The sequence below is a fragment of the Ochrobactrum sp. P6BSIII genome (genome assembly GCF_014138065.1).
Classification (GTDB): domain Bacteria; phylum Pseudomonadota; class Alphaproteobacteria; order Rhizobiales; family Rhizobiaceae; genus Brucella.
This window is the reverse complement of the sequence record NZ_JACGXB010000002.1, coordinates 82,188-104,276: the sequence shown is the minus strand read 5'-3', so window position 1 is coordinate 104,276 and position 22,089 is coordinate 82,188. Positions and strand designations below refer to the sequence as shown.

Genomic DNA, 22,089 nt, shown 5'->3' with positions numbered 1-22,089 from the left:
CTTTTATAATCCAGCGACTTGCTTCAGATCATCCACCGCGCCGGGACCCCCAACGAAGACCTTGTTTCCCTTGGTGAGGTTTTCACCATCGGTCGGAAAAGGATGGGTATAGCCACCAGCCTCGCGCACAAGGCAGATGCCCGCCATGCAGTCCCACGCGCGCATATAGGGCTCGTAATAACCAACAAGACGCCCCGCTGCCACATAGGCAATCATCAGCGCGCCAGAACCGTTGCGAATGAACGTGCCACCTGCTTCAAGCAGGTTCTCAACGATCTTCGCAATCGTCTGCGGGGTGACGTGATGGTTTGCGCCAATACCGGTAACCGCATTGCGAACGGTGCGCGACGGATCGAGCGTCAGCGTCTTGCCGTTGAGGGTCGCGCCCTGCCCTTCGGCTGATACATAAAGCTCGTCGAAGCATGGCGCATAAATGACACCGACAACGGGTTCACCATCCTTGAGAACAGCAATGGAAACGCACCAGCTCGGCATGCCGTTGACGAAGGGGCTGGTCCCATCAATGGGATCGACCACCCAGGTATAACCGGACGATCCCGCATTCAGCCCGAACTCTTCACCGAGAAATCCGTCATCGGCAAAGGCTTCCGAGACCCGGGCACGAATAAGCTGCTCGACATCACGATCTGCGATAGACACCACATCCTGCAAGTCGCCCTTGGTTTCGATCACCAGCGTCTCGCGGCGATTGAAATAATCCAGCGCCTTCGTGCCCGCTTCCTGCGCGAGCGTCTGTGCAAGCGCCAGCCGCGCTTCAAGATTCTGTCGAGATTGCAATGTCATGACTACTTTCCAGTGAGAACCAAACGAACAAATCTTTGTTGCGCTATCCCTCATGGATGACAAGTTTATGAAAAAGGCGGCCCTGAAGCCGCCTTTTCCAAACATGTAAACAGAGTGTGATCAGCCAATTGCCATCAGGCTGGCATTGCCGCCCGCAGCCGTCGTGTTGATCGAAGTCGATACCTCTTCCAACAGCCAGTTGAGGCAGTAAGCGTCATCCTTTGCGGCCAGTTCTTCCGTCGATGCCGCCTGCGTCAGAACCAACGGTCCCGGCAGCCCTGCGATCTTCTGGTTGACCTCAAGAATGCGTGCGCTGTCGCCTTCCACAAGTGCACCGGCGAAAGGCGCATCTGCCTGCCAGTCCTTGCTCCAGCTGATACGGGCAACGACACTGGCCGGAAGGTCCTTCAGGCTTGCCTGCAAGCCGGAAGCCGCATCGATTGCAGCCGTGTTACCGGTAGCAAGCACTGCCGTCAGCTGGCGATAGAGACCGATTTCGGTCTGCGGCACCAGCAGAATGCGGCCACGCGGATGCAGCGCATAGAGGTTGCGTTCGCCGACCGGACCCGGCAGCTCGATATCGAGACCAAGTGCCGAAACGCTCCCCGTCTCACGCGCAGCCTGCGCCAGATCATTCATGCCGCGCTGGCCGAGCCACTTTGCGAAATCCTTGAGCGCAGCATCGGTGTGAACCGAGCTGTGACGCGGCGGGATCGGCGCCGTATCGACCAACCGTCCGAGATAGAGCGGACCACCCGCCTTCGGGCCGGTGCCGGACAGGCCACGCCCGCCAAATGGCTGCACGCCGACAATCGCACCGATGACGTTGCGGTTGATATAGACGTTACCGACGCGGATACGGTCGGCGACATTGGCGATCGTTTCGTCAAGACGCGTATGCAGACCGAAAGTCAGGCCGTAGCCCGTCGCGTTGATATCGTCGATCAGGCGCTCCATGTCGTCGCGCTTGTAGCGAACCACATGCAGAACCGGGCCGAACACTTCACGCTTCAGGTCGCGCAGTGTTTCGATTTCGATGATGGTCGGTGCAACATAGGTGCCCTTGGCCGTTTCTGGTCCAAGCGGAAGCTGTTCAACCTTGCGGCCAAGCTCACGCATGCCCTGAATGTGCTTTTCGATGATATCCTTGGCTTCATCAGTGATGACCGGACCAATATCGACCTTCAGCTTGTCGGTGCGTCCGATGGACAATTCGCGCAGCGCACCCTTCAGCATGGCCAGAATACGGTCGGCCACATCTTCCTGAAGGCAGAGCACACGCAGCGCCGAGCAACGCTGACCGGCGCTGTCGAAAGCGGAAGCGATAACGTCGAAGACGACCTGTTCTGCAAGTGCCGAAGAATCGACGATCATCGCGTTCTGGCCGCCGGTTTCGGCGATCAGCGGGATCGGCTTGCCATTCGGCAGCAGACGCGACGCAAGCTGGGCCTGAATGAGACGCGCAACTTCGGTCGAGCCGGTGAACATCACGCCACAGGTTTCCGGCGCTGCAACCAGCGCTGCACCAATACGGCCGTCGCCCGGCAGAAGCTGAAGCGCATCAGCCGGAATACCGGCTTCATGCAGGATGCGCACGCCCTGCGCGGCAATCAGAGGCGTTTCTTCGGCAGGCTTCGCCAGCACCGGGTTGCCAGCGACAAGTGCTGCAGCAATCTGACCGGTGAAGATGGCGAGCGGGAAGTTCCACGGGCTGATGCAGACAATTGGACCCAATGCCTTATGGGCAACGCCAAAAGTGCGACGCGTCTGTTCGGCGTAATAACGCAGGAAGTCGATGGCTTCGCGCACTTCTGCAATGGCGTTCGGCATGGACTTGCCCGCTTCGCGCATCACAAGGCCGAGCAGTTCCGGCATGTCGCGCTGCATAATGTCGGCAGCGCGATCAAGGCAAGCGGCACGCTCAGCAGGTGCAACAGCCGACCAGCTTGCAGTCGCCGTCTTCGCAACAGCCATGGCCTTGGCAACGTCGGAGGCATCGATTTCAGTAACCGTGCCGACAACATCTTCGCGATCACCCGGGTTGAGTACCGGACGGCTTGCGCCTTTGACCATGGTGCCTGCAACCTGCGGCTCGGATGTCCAGTTGCGATCTGCCGTTGCTTCAAGCTTTTTGCTCAGCGCATCGAGCGTCACTTCGTTGGACAGGTCGAAACCCGCAGAATTCTGGCGAGCGCCATAGAGGCCTTCCGGCAGCGCAATCTGGTCATGGCGCGCACCGACGACAGCCATGGAGCGCACGACCTCGACCGGATCGGCAACGAGTTCATCAACCGACACGTTTTCATCGCCAATGCGGTTGACGAAGGACGAGTTTGCGCCGTTTTCGAGCAGACGGCGCACCAGATAGGCCAGCAGCGTTTCATGCGTACCAACAGGCGCATAAATACGGGCCGGACGGCCAAGCTTGGACGGGCCGACAACTTCGTCATAAAGCGGTTCGCCCATGCCGTGCAGGCACTGGAATTCGAACTGGCCGGTTTTGAAATCCTGTCCGGCAATGTGATAGATCGTCGCCAGCGTCTGCGCATTGTGCGTCGCAAACTGCGGGAAGACAGCATCGGTCGCCGCCAGCAGCTTGCGGGCGCAGGCGATGTAGGACACGTCGGTGTGCACCTTGCGGGTATAGACCGGGAAGTCTTCCAGACCGTCCACCTGCGCGCGCTTGATTTCAGCGTCCCAATAAGCGCCCTTCACCAGACGAACCATGACGCGGCGCTTGTTACTCCGAGCCAGATCGATGATGAAATCGAGCACGAACGGGCAGCGCTTGCCATAGGCCTGCACCACGAAGCCTATGCCTTCCCAATCGGCCAGATCCGGATCTTCGATCAGGCTCTGCAACAGATCGAGCGACAGCTCCAGACGGTCGGCTTCTTCGGCATCGATGTTCAGACCGATATTGTAGGACTTGGCAATGGCCGCAAGCGCCTTCACCTTCGGCAGCAATTCACCCATGACGCGTTCGCTCTGCGAGCGGACATAGCGCGGATGCAGCGCGGAAAGTTTGATGGAAATGCCCGGGCCGTCATAAATACCGCGACCGGCGGAAGCGCGGCCAATGGCATGAATGGCGGTTTCATAATCCTTGTAATAACGCTCGGCGTCGGCAGCGGTGGTCGCGGCTTCACCCAGCATATCGTAGGAATAACGGAAGCCGCGCTCTTCCAGCGGCTTGGCGCGCTTCAGCGCTTCGTCGATGGTTTCGCCGGTAACGAACTGCTCGCCCATCATGCGCATGGCCATATCGACGCCACGACGGATGACCGGCTCGCCGCAGCGGGCGATAAGGCGCGTCAGCGCAGCCGAAAGGCCGCGATCATTGACGGTGTTGGTGAGCTTGCCGGTAACGACGAGGCCCCAGGTTGCCGCATTGACGAACAGCGACCGACCGCCGCCAATATGGGACTTCCAGTCGCCATTGGAGATCTTGTCGCGGATGAGCGCGTCGCGGGTTGCCATGTCCGGAATGCGCAGCAGCGCTTCGGCAAGGCACATCAGCGCCACGCCTTCCTGGCTCGACAGCGAATATTCATGCACCAGACCTTCAACGCCGGTGCCCTTGTGCTTAGCGCGCAGCGCCTCGATCAGTTTGCGGGCCGTGGCGCGAACAGACTTGCGGGTTTCTTCCGGAAGTGTCGCCTGCTCAACCAGAGCCGTCACACATTCCGCTTCCGAACGGCGATAAGCGCTCGTAATGATCTGACGCAGAGCGCTCTGCTCGCGGATCGGCGGCGCAAAATTCTGGAAAACCGGATTTGTGGAAGCAGGAATTTTATCAGTCATGGTGCAAGGCTCGCAAAAGAGAACAGGCCCGGGCGTAGCGCCCAGTTTACCTCTGTTTTATTTGGGTGCACACTATCATCGGCGCAAATTGCATTCTGCCTTGATTTGAACCATATAAAGGAAAATCGATCTTATTATTGCGATCTATAAAGGCAAAATGAATGCGAAAAATAGAGTCTGTAGACGATCTGGATCAGTTCGACCGGCGCATTCTGGAAGTCCTGAGCGAAGACGGCAGAATTCCGGTCACCGAGCTGTCGAAAAAGGTCGGTCTTTCCAAGACGCCTTGTCAGGCACGACTGAAAAGACTGGTCGATGAGGGCTATATTCTGGGCTTTCGCGCGGCGATCGATCCTGAAAAACTGGGTATCGACCACATCGCCTTCACGACCGTCAAACTGTCCGATACGCGCGAGGCGGCGCTCAATGCTTTCAACACTGCCGTTCGCAAGATACGCGAGGTTGAAGAGTGCCACATGATCGCAAGTTCATTCGATTATCTTCTGAAAGTGCGAACGCCCAATATTCGTCGCTACCGTGAAGTGCTGGGCGAAAAGATTTCCAGCCTGCCCAATGTGGCAAGCACATCGACCTTCGTGGTGATGGAATCCGTCAAGGATAATCGGCCGGTGAGAGTCTATCCCGGCGCAATCTAAAAAAATGGCGGGCAATGCCCGCCATTTCCATTTTCCAGTGCTGGAACTGATTAGTTCAGGCCGAGCGTGCCGCGCAGCGTGGACAGGTCTTCTGCCAGCGTGGTCACCGGACCGGCAAGAGCCTTGCGGTCGTCTTCCGACAGCTTGTCATAGGTCTCATAGCCGTCGCCCTTCTTGTACTTGGCAAGAATATCGTCGACGGTCTTGAAGTTAGCTTCAACCTTCTTGATCAGATCAGGATTTTCCTTCTCGATCAGCGGCTTGAACAGCTCGACAATCTTCTGCGCGCCATCGACATTGGCCTTGAAATCCCAAAGGTCGGTGTGGCTGTAACGGTCTTCTTCACCGGAAATCTTGCCAGCGGCCACTTCTTCCATGAGCGCGGCTGCACCACCCACGACCTTCTCAGGCGGAACGGTCAGATCCTTGACGCGCTTCTGGAGTTCCAGAACGTCGGCATAAAGCTTGTCGGCAAAAGGAGCCAGGCCATCGGTCGTGTTCTGTGCGAACAGACCATATTCAAGGCGGTGGAAACCGGTAAAGTCGTCTGACTTCTCGCCATTTTCATGATCGTCAGCGCGGCTGTCGATGGATGCATCGAGATCGGCGAAAAGCTCGGCAATCGGCTCGATCTTTTCATAAGAGACGCGTGAAGACGGATAGAGTTCCTTGGCCTTCGCCAGATCGCCAGCCTTGATCGCATCCGTGAAAGCCTTGGTATCCTTCACGAGAATGTCGAGGTGCTCCTGCACATAGACCTTGTAGTCGGCAATCGGCTGGACGAGATCCAGCGGCGAAACCTCGGCCTTGGCAGCACCGAAGCTGAGCGAGAGCGCGACGGCGCAAGCCGATGCTAATAATGGCAGACGATACTTCATGTTTAGCCTCTCCATGATGATCGACAGAGCGCTGCGGCCTCAACCGTTCAAAACGCTCTGTCATCTTGTTTATGCATTTCACCAAACAGCTTGGGGCAGTTGGGAAATGCCTCCACCTCACCCGCGGGCGTTTTGCGGCCCGCTCGCCGCAAGCAATCCACGTGCGTAATAGTCCTGATCGTCCTTCACACCCGGCAGCGCGAAGAAATATCCGCCGCCGATGGGCTTGATATATTCTTCCAGCGGCTCGCCATTGAGGCGGTTCTGGACGGTGATGAAACCTTTTTCGAGATTGGCCTGATAGGCGATGAACAGAAGCCCCATATCGAGCTGGCCCGACTTGGTGACGCCGTTCGAATAATTGAAAGGACGGCGCAGGATCAGGTTCTCATGCGCCATGGCATCGCGCGGATTGGCCAGACGGATATGTGAATCCATCGGCGTGACCTTACCTTCATGATCCTTGGCGTAATCCGGCACATCGGCTTCCGTCTTGCCGTCGAACGGCGCGCCGCTATCCTTGCGACGACCGAAAATCGTCTCCTGCTCCTGCAACGGCGTGCGATCCCAGCGCTCCACCATATTGCGGATGATGCGCACCGCGACATAGCTGCCATTGGCAGCCCAATCGGGCTCGTCGCTTTCCTTCTGCACCCAGACGACCTGCTGCATCAGCTTCTTGTCGGACGCATCCGGATTGGCCGAACCATCGCGGAAACCGAGGAAATTGCGTGCGCTTTCCTTGGCTTTCGGCGAATGTGGCGGCTGGACCGGCACAGTGCCTTCCTGCTTCCAGCGCACCATCAGCAAGTCCGGCATGTTCTTCATGATATCGCGCAGCGCATGAATATTAGTGTCCGGCGTATTGGAACAGAACTGGATCATCAGATCGCCGTGGCAGATGTCTTTCTGCAAGGCATCGTTGGGAAAGCCGGTCATGCGCTGAAGCTGTTGTGGTTTCATCGGCTTCAGACCAAACCGGTCATCGAATAACGAGTGGCCGAGCGCAATCGTCACGGTCAGATTATCCGGCGTCACGGTCGGGCCGAGAATGCCCGAATCCGATGGGGGAAACTTCGCATCAAGCTGCTGCGGCTCGCCGCCCTTCATCAGAAAGGCAGCGCGCTCGGTCAAGAGTTTGAACATGCGTTCGAGTTCACCGCGATCCCGCGCCAGAACGTCGAAGGCCGCAACCAGACCGGCCGCCGGGCGTGCATTGACAATGCCCGGCTGGTGAACGCCATGGAAAGGCTGGCTTTCGTGAATTTTGTCGCTTTCCGGCGCATTGGTCACGCTGTCGGAAGACAGCGCATGAGCCGGTTGCGGGTTCAACACGCCCGCCACGACGCCGGCAACGCCGGTTGCCCCGGCGCCAAGCAGCAATGCGCGGCGTGAAGGTGAAACAGGATTATCAGTTTTCAAAAATTTCTTGGTCATTAATCCACTCCCAATTGATCGCGGAGTTTAGAGAATTGGGCGGCGAGCGAAGCTGCGCCGTCCTTGATCTTCGCCTTTTCATCAGACGAGAGATTGTCGTAGGCCTTGAAACCATTGCCTTCGGCATTGGCGCTCAACAGAGCCTTCACCGCAGCCAGTTCCTTGTCGATGCCTTCAAATGCCTTCGCATCGACCTTGTCCACGATGGGACGCAATACATCAGCCGTCTTGGCCGCACCTTCGATGAGACCGGCAAAGGCTTGCAGGTCGGTATGGGCATAGCGGTCTTCGCCCGTATCGCCTGCCGTGGAGGCGAAGCGATCAAGCGCCGATGCGGTGCCTGCGAGCATACGATCCGGTGAAATACGCAGGGCGCGAATACGCTCCTTCAATGCACCGGCATCCTGTGCCAGCTTGTCCGCGATAGGGGCCAGTCCGTCGGCTAATTTCTGCTCGAACAGGCCATATTCGATACGATGCAGGCCGCCGAAGGCAGGGTCTTGCTCACGCTTTTCGAAATAATCCGCACGGGCATTGATGGCCGTATCGAGATCGGAGAACGCTTCCGAAACAGGCGCAATACGGGCATAGGCAGCGCGGGCCGGACCATAGGCGGCCTGCGCGGTTTCCAGATTGCCGCTGGCAACGGCAGCCGACAGATCGCCAGTCGCCTTCTGGAATTCCGCCACTTCGGTTGCCAGATAGATCTGATATTCCGCCAGCGCGCCGATGAAGGCGGTTAGCGGCAGCTTGTTGCCCTTTTCGGCATCGCTTGCGGCGGATGGCGTCACCGTCAGTTTGCCGCGCGGATTGGACAGCAGGCCGCAGGTAATCTGATATTCGCCGGGAGCAAGCTTTGCCGTAATGGTCTGCTTGAAACCCGGCGCAATGTTCTCGCGCTCTTCCAGCACCATGACGCCATCGAGGATTTCCCATTCGACGGTACGGTCAGACTTGTTGATGATCTCGAACACCGAGCGGCCAGCGGGAACGGTCAATTCGTTCGGCTCGCAGCTTTTCGCATTGATCGCCACCTGAATTTTGCCTTCGGTATCCGCATGGCGCGCCTTGTCCGAAACGCGTGATGCGTAATAGAAGGCTGCGCCCGCAGCCACGAGCAGCAGCACGGCCAGCACCAGTCCGATGCGAACCAGATTGCGGGAAAACGGTTCGGTGGCTTTTGGGTTCGTCATGAAAATCTCGTTGACTAGGCGCTATGCTTGGCCTGCGCACCCTGAACGGGCGCAGACGACGGCATCAGGAAAAGAATGAGGGCTGGAACAAGGAAGGCAACATAGGCCACGACTTCGCTCACGGTCGGCGTGGCGATGTAGCCGAAGATGCCAGCCAGAACCGAACCAAGCGTGCTGTCGAGCGGCAGAACATCGCTCGCATCAAAGACGACCGTCTGGAAATGGTTCCACAGACCAGCTTCATGCAGTGCCATCACCGAATTGGCCAGAATACCAGCGGCGATGATCAGGATGAAAACGCCAGTCCAGCGGAAGAAACGGCGCAGATTGAGCCTCAACCCGCCCTTGTAGATGCAATAACCAACAGCGGCGGCAAGCAGCACGCCCAACAAAGCGCCAAGCGGTGCTGCTGGTCCTTCGCTTTGCTGGAACGCAGCCAGCAGGAAGAAGACCGACTCTAACCCCTCGCGAGCAACCGCGAAAAACACCATCAGGATAAGGCCGACGCCTTTATGCGTCGGCGTTTCGAAAGCCGCATCGATGGAATGGTGCAGCTCGGCCTTGATCGACCGTGCGGCCTTGCGCATCCAGAACACCATCGAGGTCAGCACGAAAACGGCGATCAATCCGATGGTGGCCTCAAAAAGCTCCTGCGCCTTTTGCGGAAACTCCGCGCTCAGAATTTGCAGGATCGCGCCGACCGTGAGTGACATGGCAAGTGCCAGCAGAATGCCGATCCAGACAACCGGCATCCAGGCGCTGCGTCCCGTCTGATGTAGATAGCTCGCGATGATACCAACGATCAGCGCTGCTTCCACGCCTTCGCGGAACATGATGAGAAACGGTACGAGCATTTCGATCTATCCAAACAGACAAAGAAACCGGCCCGCCCCTTTAATCAGTTCTCGGGCAAGTTCTCGATCAGCCTAAGCCTTCTTCAATGAGTGCGCTGCACGACCGGCCGGGCGCACAAAGCACGCACTTAACTTTTCAATCCACGCATCGTGCTTACAAAAAATCGCGCTCGATTTAAGTGCCGACGGTTGGTCACCTTTTATAAGTAGCTCGCGCCCACTGCAAGACAAATGAACATGACTACGATAGGAATGTTTTAGAATTATTCTAATGATTTCATGCGTTTATGGGAGCAAATAAGGCAAGCCTGACAAAATACGGACGTTTGATCCACCCAGACTCATGGGCTATCCTACGGAAAAGGTTTTGTATTTTAGCAATCGCAACCTGATCCGAAATGAAACACAACCCATGTTTGCATCGTTAGCCGCGACCATAAACGGGTGAAAAACTTCGTAATCTTCCGAAATCGTCAAAAAAAAGCGACTAAGGGGTTGAACAATGGGGCTAACTGATCCATATCGGGGTTACTTACCGCTGTGCCTCCTCCCATTGCGCGCGGTAAGTGTTCCCCTCTGGAGGTTTGCCCAAGTGGCACCTTCATAACTAAGCCGGACTTCTTAGTCCGGCTCTTTTTTTGCCCAGATTTCTGTAGCGCCCAATAAAAAGAAGCTCCACCGAAGTAGAGCTTCCGCATACAATAGACTTTATTCCATCCTATTTTCTTGCGGGAATCGGCTTACATATTGGCGTTCCATACTGATCGAGGCAGCAGATTACTTGCTTGTCTAATTTAACATAACAGTTCTTAGGGTCGTCCGCTCGAGCAGCCGATGCAGCAAATCCCGTGAGGATTGAAGTAATAGTGAATGCGAGAGCAACTTTATTCATATATACTTCTCCATTTTTAAAGTACTCATTAATAGAATACATGCGTATTAATGTTAAAAATTATCATTTTTGTAAAATCCCAATAACAAATAATTATATTACTACACAGAAAGGCGCCACACTTCGGAGAAGCCTTTTTTAGTTAAGCCAAATTTATATCAACTATAGGCTGCGCCTGTTGAGCAGGAGCAGATGAGGTTTCTGCCGCCGCCGACATTGTCCACACGGCTGACCGGCGGCCGGTATTCGGATTCCGTCGGCTCAATCATCAGCCTACCCCCAAACCGCTACGACACGGTCAGCATGTATGATTTCCATAAGAGTCTATGCAACAACGTTTAGGAGGCGCACCCTCCCACCAACATTGTGCTGCAGCATCAGGCTCATTGGGCGAGACTTCAGCTTGCGATTCAATTGAGGCAAATCCAGTATAAGTAAAAGAGGCCAACGCTATCGAGACAATAAACTTCACAAATTCTCCGTATGATCGATATTATACATCATTCAACACGTTGAATATATGCGCCAACTCGCACCGCACGCGAAATCCCAAGTTACAATAAAGATATTGCCATTAAAAAAGCGCCGCGTTTCCGCGGCGCTTTTGCATTTTCAATGGCCAGACCGGCAATCAACCATAGGCTGCAACTGGTGGGCAAGAGCAGATGAGGTTTCTGTCGCCGCCGACATTGTCCACGCGGCTGACTGGCGGCCAGTATTTTGCCGTCGCGTCGAATTCGCCACCGAGGGCAATCGCCGGGAAAACCGCTTCCTCCCGGGTGTAAGGATGCATCCATTCGCTGGCCAGCGTATCGCCTGCCGTATGCGGTGCATTGGCGAGCGGATTGTCATCCTGCGGCCAAACGCCATCGGCAATCTTCTTCGCTTCGCCTGCAATGGCAATCATCGCATCGCAAAGACGATCGATTTCCGACTTCGGCTCGGATTCCGTCGGCTCGATCATCAGCGTACCAGCGACCGGCCACGACATGGTCGGCGCATGGAAACCATAGTCGATGAGGCGCTTGGCCACGTCTTCCACGGTCACGCCCGCGCTATCTTTCAGAACACGCGTATCCACGATGCACTCATGCGCCACGCGATCATGCGCGCCTGTGTAAAGGATCGGATAAGCGTCCTTCAAACGATGCGCGATATAGTTGGCGTTGAGGATCGCGGCTTCAGTCGCCTTTTTCAGACCCGCGCCACCCATCATGCGGATATACATCCACGTGATGACCAGAATGGACGCGCTGCCGAACGGTGCAGCCGAAACAGCGTGCTTGGAACCGAGGTCGACATGACCCGGCAGATAAGGCACCAGATGCTTTGCTACGCCAATCGGACCGACACCTGGACCACCGCCGCCATGCGGAATGCAGAAGGTCTTGTGCAGGTTCATGTGGCAGACATCGGCGCCGATATCACAAGGGCGCGCAAGGCCAACAAGCGCATTGAGGTTTGCGCCGTCGAAATAGACCTGACCACCATTGTCATGGACGATTTCGCAGAAAGCCTTGATGCCTTCTTCGAACACGCCATAGGTCGACGGATAGGTGATCATGAAGGCGGCGAGATTATCGCGATGCTTCTCGGCCTTGGCCTTGAGATCGTCGATATCGATATCGCCATCCGGACGGCAATTGACCACGACAACGCTCATGCCTGCCATCGAGGCGCTGGCCGGATTGGTGCCATGCGCAGACGACGGGATCAGGCAGATGTTGCGATGACCTTCGCCACGCGACTGGTGATAGTGGCGAATGGCCAAAAGACCGGCATATTCGCCCTGGCTGCCTGCATTCGGCTGCAGCGAAACACCTGCAAAGCCGGTGATTTCGCAAAGCCATGCTTCGACATCAGCCGTCATCTTCGCATAGCCTTCGGTCTGTGCCGCAGGTGCGAAGGGATGCAGATTGGCCACCGTGTTCCAGCTCACCGGCATCATTTCTGCCGCCGCATTGAGCTTCATAGTGCAGGAACCGAGCGGGATCATTGCGCGGTCAAGCGCCAGATCCTTGTCGGCCAGACGACGCAGGAAACGCATCATCTCGGTTTCCGAACGGTGCGAATGGAATACATCCTGCGTCAGGAAGCCCTCACCGCGCGCGTCGCCCGGAACGAGAACCGCATCGCCTTCGACAGCCTTCGCGCCGAACAGAACAGCCAGTGCAGCCAGATCGTCTTCGGTCGAGGTTTCATCAAAAGTCACGCCAACCGTGTCAGCATCGATAATACGCAGCAGACGACCGCCCTTGTCGGCTTCGTCGGCGATCTTCGCAGCCTTGCCAGCCACCTTGACCGAAACCGTATCGAACAGGCTGTCACCGGCAATTTCGACGCCAGCGGCCTTGAGGCCAGCGGCGAAGCGGGCAGCAAGACCGGCAATGCGCGTTGCAATTGCCTGCAAGCCAGCCGGACCATGCCAGATGGCATAGGACACCGCCATATTGGCGAGCAGCGCCTGCGCGGTGCAGATATTCGAAGTCGCCTTGTCGCGACGGATATGCTGTTCGCGGGTCTGCAGCGCCAGACGATAGGCCGCGCGGCCATGTGCATCGACCGACTGGCCGACAATGCGGCCCGGAATGATGCGGGTGAGCAGCTCGGACACAGCGAGATAAGCGGCATGTGGGCCGCCAAAACCCATCGGCACGCCGTAACGCTGCATGGAACCGACAGCCATGTCCGCACCCCACTTGGCAGGGGCTTCCATGATGGTCAGCGCCAGCGGATCGGCAACGGCGATAACCAGCGCGCCCTTGGCTTTTGCATCGGCAATAACGCCGGAGAAGTCACCATAAACGCCCTTGGTATCCGGCCACGGCACGACGACTGCAGCGGTGTTGTCATCGACCGTGCTGCCAGCTTCAACCAGCCAGCCGAGCGGCTCGGCGCGCGTATTGACGACATCGACGGTCTGCGGATGCAGATCGCCAGCCAGAAGCACACGGCTGCGCTTGTCGCGATGATGACGGCAGGCAACGCCCACGGCTTCCGCAACAGCGGTTGCTTCATCGAGCAGCGAAGCGCAAGCCACCGGCAAGCCGGTCAGTTCGGCAACAAGCGTCTGGAAGTGGAACAGCAGTTCCAGACGACCCTGGCTGATTTCCGACTGGTACGGCGTATAAGCCGTGTACCAGGCCGGATTTTCAAACAGGTTGCGCTGGATCACCGGCGGCGTGTGCACACCATGATAGCCCGTACCGATGAAGCTCTTCTTCACCACGTTGCGGCCCATGATTTCATTCAGTTCGGCCAGTGCCGCAAGTTCGCTCAAGGGCGCTGGCAGATCGAGCGCGCGGTTGAGGCGAATGGATGCCGGAACAGCCTGCGTGATGAGGGTTTCCATCGAAGGAAGGCCGAGCGCGGCCAGCATGGCGCGCTCGTCTTCAACTCTTGGCCCGATATGACGGGCAACAAAGGGAAGAACCTGCTGGGTCATCGCTTTATCCTACCAGTGCGTCGTAACCGGCCTTGTCGAGGAGACCGGAAAGCTGGCCTTCATCCGAAAGCTTCAGCTTGAACAGCCAGCCATCGCCTTCGGCAGCCTGATTGATCAGAGCCGGATCGGACGATACGGCTTCGTTGACTTCCACCACTTCGCCGTCAACCGGCGCATAAACGTCGGAAGCGGCCTTGACCGATTCCACAACCACGATGCCCTCCCCCTTGGAGGCGGTGCGGCCGACTTCCGGCAGCTCGACGAAAACGAGGTCGCCCAGCTGTTCCTGTGCGTGGATCGTAATGCCGACAGTGGCGACGCCGTTTTCGACGCTGATCCACTCGTGATCTTCGGTGAACAGGATTTTGGCCATGGAAATTATCCTTTGCGATAGCGATGCGGTGTGAAGGGAAGCGCCGAAACGTCAACGGGAACCTTGTTGCCGCGAACGTCAGCGAAAACACGTGTGCCGGGTGTAGCGAGGCTGGCCTCGACATAACCCATGGCAACCGGGAAACCGGCGGAAGGACCGAAACCGCCCGATGTGACCGTGCCGATCTGGCGGCCGCTTTCATCGAACAGGTCTGCGCCGCCGCGTACCGGCTGGCGACCTTCCGGCTTGAGGCCGACGCGCTTGGCGCTCGCACCCTTGGCAATAGTATCCAGCACTGGCTTGGCGCCGTTGAAGGCAGCCTTCTCGCGCACAGGCTTGGTGATGGCCCAGGTCAGACCAGCGGAAACCGGGTCGGTTTCGGGCGTAATGTCCTGACCGTGCAGGCAAAGCCCGGCTTCAAGGCGCAAGCTGTCGCGGGCGGCAAGGCCGATCCACGCAACACGTTCGTCGGCGAGAAGCTTGGTTGCCAGCGCACGCGCCTCATCGGCAGGCAGGCCGATTTCAAAACCGTCTTCGCCAGTATAACCCGAGCGGGTCATGAACCAGCCCTGCTTGGGCTCAAAGCCGCTCATGAAGGCGAGATCAGCAGCGCCGGCAAGACCGGCATCGACGATAACACTTTCGGCTTCCGGGCCCTGAATGGCGAGGAATACGCGGTCGAGCGGATTGACCGTGACCTGCTTGCCGGATGCGGCTTCATTCAGATGCTCAATGTCGGCATCGGCATTGCCTGCATTGGCGACGACCATGAAGCGGTCTTCGCCGAGGCGCGTGACGATGAGATCGTCGAGAATGCCGCCCTTGTCATTGAGGAAGAAAGTATATTTCGACTGGCCGGTCTTCAGCACCGTCGGATCGAGCGGGCAGGTTTCCGCCAGAAGTGCCGCAGCATCGCTGCCGGAGACTTCGACCAGCTTCATGTGGGAAATGTCAAAAAGGCCCGCATGGTCACGCGTATGAAGATGCTCCTTCATAACGCCCAGCGGATAGGTGATCGGCATGTTCCAGCCTGCAAAGCCGCCGAAGCGCGCGCCAGCCTGTTCATGCAAATCCTGCAAAGGCAGGGTATTCAAATGTGCGGTATCGCCCATAACAACTCCAGAGTCGCACGTGTGCCTTCCGCAAAATGCGGTAGCTTCGTGCCCCTCTGTCTCAGGCCTGAGAGACTCGCATAGCAAAGCGCTATACTTACACCTTCGGCGCGGAGTTTCCCCCGACTTTCCAGAGTTGTCTTACCCGTCTGCGGTTCCTTGTACCTGAGAGATTTCGGGCGATTTCCCCTTCGGCGGCCAATTGGCGCTCTCCCGCAGACAGACAGTGAAAAAGCATTTGTAAAACGCATGCTTCGGCACCCGACACAAATCCCTTAGCTCAATCCGCTTTGGGAGTCATGTAGAATTGTGGTCTTCAACCGACAAATTCCAGAACTTTTGCGACAAAACTTGAGCCGCCTCGCCAACCACCCGAGGATTGGCCATCATGCATGTATAAATCGGAGGTTTTCACTAGCTATGCGGAAAATGATAGCGATGGAGGCCGTTCAGACTCTCAAAAATGGTGATTTGGCCATGGAGAACGGCAATTGTGATAACATAATGACCGATCTGCGTAAAAAACATGCAATCTCCAAGCTTAATTGCACATCAGCTATGCAAATCTGGCTCTCCTTTTTCAGAACGCACAAGCCTATATGCTGTTTGCAACACAGAGAGATAGATTTTACTAGGTGAGAGAAATGAACCTGATCCGCTCGTACAACAACTGGCGCCGTTACCGTACAACCGTAAACGAACTGAGCCGCCTGAGCCCACGTGAACTGAACGACCTCGGCATCCTGCCTTCGGAAATTCCGTTCGTCGCACGCAAGGCTGCTGCTCGCTAATCAGCGGGAAAAGCGCCACCAGAAGGCACCAGCCTTCTTTCAGGATCGCGACCTCATAACCGCGCGGTCCTTATGGTTTCCAGAGCATTCAATTGCTCAAACAAGTTATCGCCGGGGTTTCCTCCTCCCATTTTTCCCTGGCGATCAAAGACCGGACGTCCTCCTCCCCCCATTGTCCGGTCTTCCCCATAAGCACCCGTCGCTCCTCCCGCGACGGGTGTTTTTGTTTTTACGGACCGCTTGGATGGCCGGTCAGCCTTCCTGCGAGGCAAGCGTCGTCGCCGTGCCCCGATCCAGCAGCATCGAAATTCCGAACACAACCAAACCGGCCAGAGCCAACAGCGCGCCGACCGTACCGGTCGATGTCCAGCCATAGCCCCATGCTATCGCTAAACCGCCGAGCCATGCGCCGAGTGCATTGGCCAGATTGAGCGCTGAATGGTTGAGCGCCGCTGCAAGCGTCTGTGCATCGGCGGCCACGTCCATCAGACGGGTTTGCAGTGCAGGCACCAGCGCGAAGCCACCACCGACCAGAAGCACATTGAGGAAAGCAGTGAGTGGATGCTGCATCAGCAGCGGGAAGGCCAGCATCACCGCCATGTCGTAAAGCAGCACGATCCCGACGGTTCCCATGACGGAACGGTCAGTCAGCCGGGAGCCGACAATATTGCCCAGCACCATGCCGAGACCAAACATGACGAAGACCAGCGGCATCCATTTCACATCGATATGCGAAACCTCCGTCACGGTGGCGGCGACATAAGAGAAGACGGAGAACAGCCCGCCGGTGCCGATGGCGCCAATGGCAAGCGTGAGCAGCACCTGCCTGCGGCGCAGCGCACCCAGTTCACGCAGCGGCGACGCGCCTTCAGCTGCGGGCAGCCTGGGTACATAAAGCGTCACCATCACCATCGTCAGAATGGCAATCAGGCCGACAGAGCCGAACATGGCGCGCCAACCAGCCACCTGCCCCAGCCATGTCGCCAGCGGCGTGCCGCACAGTGTGGCAATCGTCAGACCCATCATCACACGCCCTACCGCCTGCGCGCGCTTGCCCGGCTCGGCCAGCGATGCGGCAACCAGCGATGCAACGCCGAAATAAGCGCCATGCGGAAAGCCTGCGATGAAGCGCATCATATAAAGACTGGAATAGTCCTGCATGAAAGCGCTGGCGAGATTGCCGAAGGCAAAGAGGCCCATCAGCAGGAAAAGCAGCTTGCGCCGGTCGAGCTTCGCACCAATGACCGCCAGAACCGGCGCGCCGATCAGCACGCCCAGCGCATAGGAACTGATGAGATGCCCGCCCTGCGGGATCGATACATTGAGATCGCGGGCAATATCCGGCAAAAGCGCCATGATGGCGAATTCACCGGTGCCGATGCCGAAACCGCCAATGGCAAGCGCGAGTTCCGCCATACGCTCGGACGAGCGCGGCGAAGGTTCCCGCATCGCAGCGGAAGACTGAAATTCTGACATGAACAGGCCTGAAGGGAGTGGAGAATGCTGTGCAAACCTACCACCCATTTCAGGCAAAGGCGATACGCCTTCTTGTCACGCGTAAAGAATCAGAGCGCTGCGACGACTTCGATTTCGACCTTGAATTCCTCGCGGGTGAAGCCGGAAACGATCATCAATGTCGACGCTGGCGCTGGGTGTGGACACAGCCGGTCGCGCACGTCCATATAAGGACGCATATGCGCACGGTCTGTCACATACGCGTTGATGCGCACGACATTGGAAAGCTCCATGCCGCCATCGCGCAGGATGCGGCGGATATTCTCGAAGCAAAGCTCTGCCTGCGCGCCTGCATCTTCCGGCACGCTTCCGTCCGGCGCAATGCCAAGCTGGCCCGAGCAGAATACCAGTTCGGCGCCAGCTTTCACCTTCACGCCGTGGCTATAGGCCGCGAAAGGCGCGGCCATGTCGGCGGGCAGCAAATGTTGCAAAGTGCTCATCGAATAATCCTTATGATTTGGGCGCGCTGGCCAGAAGTTCCTTCAAACGGGGCGCACCCGCCGCAATATCGGTTTCCGTGGGATTGATACCGGCAGCCAGCAGACGACGGGCGATCATGTGATCCGCCGGACGATTGATGGAATCGACAGCAACCAGCCTGTCACCGGCAAAATGGAAAACCGAAAAGGCATTATCGTCGGGATTGCCCGACAGAATATGACGGTCGGTTTCAAACGACAGGCCTGCCGTCTGAAGCTTCATGTCGCCCTGATCGGACCAGAACCAAGCCACTTCGCGGAACGGCGTGGCGCGACCGACAATGCTGCGGGCCACATGCTTGGCCTGATCGGTCGCATTCTGCACCGATTCCAGCCGCACACGACGACCGGCATGGAAATGATCGTAGCTCACACAATCGCCGATGGCGTAAACATGGTCCGCGGATGTGCGCATATGGTCGTTCACGACAATGCCATTGTCGATGGCCAGTCCCGCGGCAGCGGCAAGTTCCACATTCGGCAGCGCGCCGGTGCCGATCACCACTATATCCGCCGGGAAAACGGTCCCATCGCTGGTCCTCACGCCCGTTACACGACCGTTTTCGCCCTCAATTGCTATCACACCAAGCCCGGTGTGCAGCGTGATACCGGCGGCGCGGCTGCGCGTTTCGACATGTGTGGAGATTTGCGTCGCGACCGAGCGACCGAGAACACGCGGAGCTGCTTCGATCAGCACGGTGTTTTTGCCGAGCGCCAGCGCGCTATGCGCCATTTCAAGCCCGATAAATCCGCCGCCGATGATCACAACATTGCTGATCGTCGGCATCAGATCGGCAATGCGGCGCGCATCTTCCATCCGGCGCAGCGTGACCACGCCGTCAAGATCGATGCCCGGCATATCGGGAATGCGCGCGCGGGCACCCGTTGCAAAGACCAGATCGGACCAGTTCAGCACGCGGCCGTCATCAAGGGTCACCGTGCGCCCGGTCGGCGACACGCCCTCGACCCGATGCCCGAACAGCATCTCGATATTGTTGTCGCGATAGGCGCTTTCCGGACGCAGCACCAGGCCGCCATGTTCCGGCGCTTTGAGATAAGACTTGGAAAGCGGCGGCTTATGATAGGGAATATCCGCCTCATCGTTGATGAGGACAATGTCTCCGGCATAGCCTTCCTGACGAAGGCTGATTGCGGCCTGCGAGCCCGCATGGCCCGCGCCTATAATAATGCATCTCTCGTCCATAGGACCTCCGGAAATTTCCGCGCATCATAGTCATGTGCTGGTCTGTCGCGTGGCGCATCTACCACGGATTCACATCTTAATTACACGCCGCCCGCGATTTTTAAACATTTAGTTTGACCAATCGGTCAGATTGTTTAGTAAGGTTCCTGCTTCAATACGCCAAACAAACTTGGAGCGCCGCCTTGAAACGATATTGGTCCGATTACACCAGCGAGGCGTTTTCGCGTCTCGAGCGCGACAAGCTCGTGGTGGTGTTGCCCGTTGGCGCAATCGAGCAGCACGGACCGCATCTGCCGATGTGTGTGGACGCAGCCGTCGCCGACGGCATGGTGGCGGAGCTGATCAAGCGGCTGCCCGATACAAGCAATGTTCTGTTCCTGCCGACACAGGCCATCGCCAAGAGCAATGAACACAAGCGCTATCCCGGTACGCTGACATTTTCAGTCGAGACGGTCATCCGCATGTGGTGTGAGATCGGCGCATGCGTGGCGGCAAGCGGCGTGCGCAAGATGGTGCTGTTCAACAGCCATGGCGGCAATATTCCGGTGATGGACATTGTTGCCCGCGAATTGCGCGTGCAGCATAATATGATGGTCTTCTGCCTCAACTGGTTCGGCCTTGGCATGCCCGATGGCGTTTACAGCGAGCACGACCTGAAGCATGGCATTCATGCTGGCGACATGGAAACATCGGTGATGCTGGAAATGCATCCCGATCTGGTGGTCATGGAAAAGGCGCAGGATTTCCGCGCGCTGACTGAAGTTTTTGCCGACGACTACAAGCATATCAGCCTCGGCGGCGGCGCAAAGCCCGCATGGCAGATGCAAGACATCAACGCCTATGGCGCAGCCGGCAATGCATCGATTGCAACCGCCGAAAAGGGCCGCAAGACCATCGATTTCGCTGCCGACCGGCTGATTGAAGCGCTGGGCGAGATTGAGCGCGCGCCGCTCTCCTGGCTCAATAACCAACCTGCCTGGTAAGGACGATGAGCGTGGCCCCCAACTCGCAGAACCAGTCACCACTGATCGACATCAACGGTGTCTACAAGCAGTACGGCACGGGCGTCATGGCCGTGAACGACATGTCGCTCAAGATCGAGCAAGGCCAGTTCGTCAGCTTTCTTGGGCCTTCGGGCTGCGGCAAGAGCACGGCTCTGCGCATGATCGCCGGACTGGAATCGGTTTCGGCGGGCGAAATTCGCGTCAATGGCCACGCCCCCGGCAAGGGCCCTTCAGGCGCGCAGGACATCGGCTTCGTTTTTCAGGAGCCGACGCTGATGCCTTGGGCCAGCGTCTACGACAATGTTTATCTGCCGATGCGGCTTTCCGGTGTTTCGCGCAAGGAAGCCAAACCCCGCATTGAAGAGGTGCTGACGCAGGTTGGCCTGTCACGCTTTGCCAATGCGTTTCCGCGTGAACTTTCTGGCGGCATGAAAATGCGCGTTTCCATTGCGCGCGCTCTGGTCACGCGTCCGCGTTTGCTTTTGATGGACGAGCCTTTTGCAGCGCTCGACGAGATGACACGCTTCAAGCTCAATAATGACGTGCTGCGCCTTTGGCAGGAGCACGGGCTGACTGTGATTTTCGTGACCCACAGCGTTTACGAGTCGGTCTATCTCTCCAACCGCGTGATCGTGATGGCGGCGCGTCCGGGCCGTGTCGTGGCCGATATTCCCATCATCGGCACTTATCCGCGGGCTGAAAACTACCGCACCACGGATTCTTACGCGAAATATTGCGCCAAGGTTTCCGATACGCTGACCGCGACGCTTTCCTCTGAAGATATCGATCACTGAGGACATGCAAATGAACCAGATGCAAAACGAACTGCCAGTCCTCAATTCCGAACAGGATCGTCTCGCGCGGCGCGAGCGCAACCTCCGCATTCTCATGCCGACGCTGGCGATCATCATCGCGCTCGGCATCTGGGAAGGTCTGGTGCGCTTCTATGAAGTGCCGCATTACCTGATCCCGGCTCCGTCGCTGATTGCCGAGACGCTTTTCAAGGATGGCCCGTCGCTGATGGCCTCCATGTGGTTCACCGTCAAGCTGACGCTGATCTCGCTGGCCTGCGCCATTATTGGCGGCGTTCTGCTCGGCATGGTGTTTGCGCTGTCGCGCCCGATTGAAATGGCTTTCTTCCCCTTTGCCGTCATTCTTCAGGTGACGCCGGTGATCGCCATCGCACCGCTTATCCTGATCTATGTGCGCGATACTTTCTCGGCCCTGCTCATCTGCGCATGGATTGTCGCTTTCTTCCCGATCCTGTCGAACACGGTGATCGGACTGCGCAGCGCCGACCACAATCTGCGTGATCTGTTCAAGCTCTATCGCGCCTCGCCGTGGCAGCGCCTGCGCTATCTGCTGGCTCCGAGCGCTCTGCCCTATTTCATGGCGGCCTTGAAAATCGCCGGTGGCCTGTCGCTGATCGGCGCTGTGGTGGCTGAATTCGTCGCTGGCACCGCAGGCCAGAGCACCGGCCTTGCATCGCGTATTCTCGAATCGAGCTTCCGCAATGAAATCCCGCGCATGTTTGCAGCACTTTTCCTCGTCTCGCTGCTCGGCATTGTGATCTTCCTGATCACCAGCTGGCTGTCGCGCCTTGTCCTTGGACGCTGGCACGAAAGCGAAATCCGCAGAGATCGCTAAG

General features: G+C 57.5%; 17 protein-coding genes and 1 riboswitch. Of the genes, 5 read left to right on the top strand and 12 right to left on the bottom strand.

Annotated features, from left to right (window positions below):
* Nucleotides 1-3: 3 nt before the first annotated feature.
* Both FHW00_RS02840 and putA read right to left on the bottom strand, forming a co-directional pair.
* Complete coding sequence (locus FHW00_RS02840) at nucleotides 4-804, bottom strand: inositol monophosphatase family protein (protein ID WP_078336799.1); 801 nt, start codon at nucleotides 802-804, stop codon at nucleotides 4-6.
* A gap of 120 nt (nucleotides 805-924) precedes the next feature.
* Nucleotides 925-4,608, bottom strand: a complete 3,684-nt coding sequence (gene putA / locus FHW00_RS02835) for a trifunctional transcriptional regulator/proline dehydrogenase/L-glutamate gamma-semialdehyde dehydrogenase (protein WP_078336798.1) — start codon at nucleotides 4,606-4,608, stop codon at nucleotides 925-927.
* A 161-nt stretch (nucleotides 4,609-4,769) separates the two neighbouring features.
* On the opposite strand from putA, the gene FHW00_RS02830 reads away from it, so the two are divergent.
* Complete coding sequence (locus FHW00_RS02830; RefSeq protein ID WP_078336797.1) at nucleotides 4,770-5,264, top strand: Lrp/AsnC family transcriptional regulator; 495 nt, start codon at nucleotides 4,770-4,772, stop codon at nucleotides 5,262-5,264.
* A 50-nt stretch (nucleotides 5,265-5,314) separates the two neighbouring features.
* Here the strand turns inward: FHW00_RS02830 and efeO (FHW00_RS02825) are convergent, their stop codons facing one another.
* The 7 genes from efeO (FHW00_RS02825) to gcvT all read right to left on the bottom strand — a co-directional run bounded on the left by efeO (FHW00_RS02825) (nucleotide 5,315) and on the right by gcvT (nucleotide 15,448).
* Nucleotides 5,315-6,142, bottom strand: coding sequence for an iron uptake system protein EfeO (efeO, locus tag FHW00_RS02825; protein ID WP_078336796.1), 828 nt, complete (start codon nucleotides 6,140-6,142; stop codon nucleotides 5,315-5,317).
* 117 nt (nucleotides 6,143-6,259) lie between these two features.
* Nucleotides 6,260-7,579, bottom strand: coding sequence for an iron uptake transporter deferrochelatase/peroxidase subunit (gene efeB / locus FHW00_RS02820; RefSeq protein ID WP_078336795.1), 1,320 nt, complete (start codon nucleotides 7,577-7,579; stop codon nucleotides 6,260-6,262).
* Nucleotides 7,579-8,772: an iron uptake system protein EfeO gene (efeO, locus tag FHW00_RS02815; RefSeq protein WP_078336794.1), complete on the bottom strand. Its 1,194-nt coding sequence runs from the start codon at nucleotides 8,770-8,772 to the stop codon at nucleotides 7,579-7,581. Before efeO (FHW00_RS02815) ends, efeB begins: the two co-directional genes overlap by 1 nt.
* Before the next feature lie 14 nt (nucleotides 8,773-8,786).
* Nucleotides 8,787-9,626: an iron uptake transporter permease EfeU gene (gene efeU / locus FHW00_RS02810; protein WP_078336793.1), complete on the bottom strand. Its 840-nt coding sequence runs from the start codon at nucleotides 9,624-9,626 to the stop codon at nucleotides 8,787-8,789.
* A gap of 1,523 nt (nucleotides 9,627-11,149) precedes the next feature.
* On the bottom strand, nucleotides 11,150-13,963 hold the full coding sequence (gene gcvP, locus FHW00_RS02805) for an aminomethyl-transferring glycine dehydrogenase (protein ID WP_078336791.1): 2,814 nt from the start codon (nucleotides 13,961-13,963) through the stop codon (nucleotides 11,150-11,152).
* A 4-nt stretch (nucleotides 13,964-13,967) separates the two neighbouring features.
* Nucleotides 13,968-14,336: a glycine cleavage system protein GcvH gene (gene gcvH / locus FHW00_RS02800; protein ID WP_078336790.1), complete on the bottom strand. Its 369-nt coding sequence runs from the start codon at nucleotides 14,334-14,336 to the stop codon at nucleotides 13,968-13,970.
* 5 nt (nucleotides 14,337-14,341) lie between these two features.
* The gene (gene gcvT, locus FHW00_RS02795; RefSeq protein ID WP_078336789.1) at nucleotides 14,342-15,448 is read right to left on the bottom strand and encodes a glycine cleavage system aminomethyltransferase GcvT; all 1,107 of its coding nucleotides are present in this window, start codon (nucleotides 15,446-15,448) and stop codon (nucleotides 14,342-14,344) included.
* 142 nt (nucleotides 15,449-15,590) lie between these two features.
* A riboswitch (glycine riboswitch) is annotated at nucleotides 15,591-15,674 on the bottom strand.
* A 418-nt stretch (nucleotides 15,675-16,092) separates the two neighbouring features.
* On the opposite strand from gcvT, the gene FHW00_RS02790 reads away from it, so the two are divergent.
* Nucleotides 16,093-16,239, top strand: a complete 147-nt coding sequence (locus FHW00_RS02790) for a DUF1127 domain-containing protein (protein ID WP_078336788.1) — start codon at nucleotides 16,093-16,095, stop codon at nucleotides 16,237-16,239.
* Between the two features lie 252 nt (nucleotides 16,240-16,491).
* On the opposite strand, the gene FHW00_RS02785 is transcribed toward FHW00_RS02790, so the two are convergent.
* The 3 genes from FHW00_RS02785 to FHW00_RS02775 form a co-directional block, all read right to left on the bottom strand.
* Nucleotides 16,492-17,715, bottom strand: coding sequence for an MFS transporter (locus tag FHW00_RS02785; protein WP_078336787.1), 1,224 nt, complete (start codon nucleotides 17,713-17,715; stop codon nucleotides 16,492-16,494).
* 89 nt (nucleotides 17,716-17,804) lie between these two features.
* On the bottom strand, nucleotides 17,805-18,194 hold the full coding sequence (locus FHW00_RS02780; RefSeq protein WP_078336786.1) for a RidA family protein: 390 nt from the start codon (nucleotides 18,192-18,194) through the stop codon (nucleotides 17,805-17,807).
* A gap of 10 nt (nucleotides 18,195-18,204) precedes the next feature.
* Nucleotides 18,205-19,437: an NAD(P)/FAD-dependent oxidoreductase gene (locus tag FHW00_RS02775; protein WP_078336785.1), complete on the bottom strand. Its 1,233-nt coding sequence runs from the start codon at nucleotides 19,435-19,437 to the stop codon at nucleotides 18,205-18,207.
* A gap of 182 nt (nucleotides 19,438-19,619) precedes the next feature.
* On the opposite strand from FHW00_RS02775, the gene FHW00_RS02770 reads away from it, so the two are divergent.
* Genes FHW00_RS02770 through FHW00_RS02760 form a run of 3 tightly spaced genes read left to right on the top strand, consistent with a single transcriptional unit; the run spans nucleotide 19,620 to nucleotide 22,088 of the window.
* A complete protein-coding gene (locus FHW00_RS02770) occupies nucleotides 19,620-20,420 on the top strand; it encodes a creatininase family protein (RefSeq protein WP_078336784.1) in 801 nt (266 codons plus the stop codon).
* 5 nt (nucleotides 20,421-20,425) lie between these two features.
* A complete protein-coding gene (locus tag FHW00_RS02765; RefSeq protein WP_078336783.1) occupies nucleotides 20,426-21,235 on the top strand; it encodes an ABC transporter ATP-binding protein in 810 nt (269 codons plus the stop codon).
* 10 nt (nucleotides 21,236-21,245) lie between these two features.
* Complete coding sequence (locus tag FHW00_RS02760; RefSeq protein ID WP_176168275.1) at nucleotides 21,246-22,088, top strand: ABC transporter permease; 843 nt, start codon at nucleotides 21,246-21,248, stop codon at nucleotides 22,086-22,088.
* Nucleotide 22,089 lies beyond the last annotated feature (1 nt).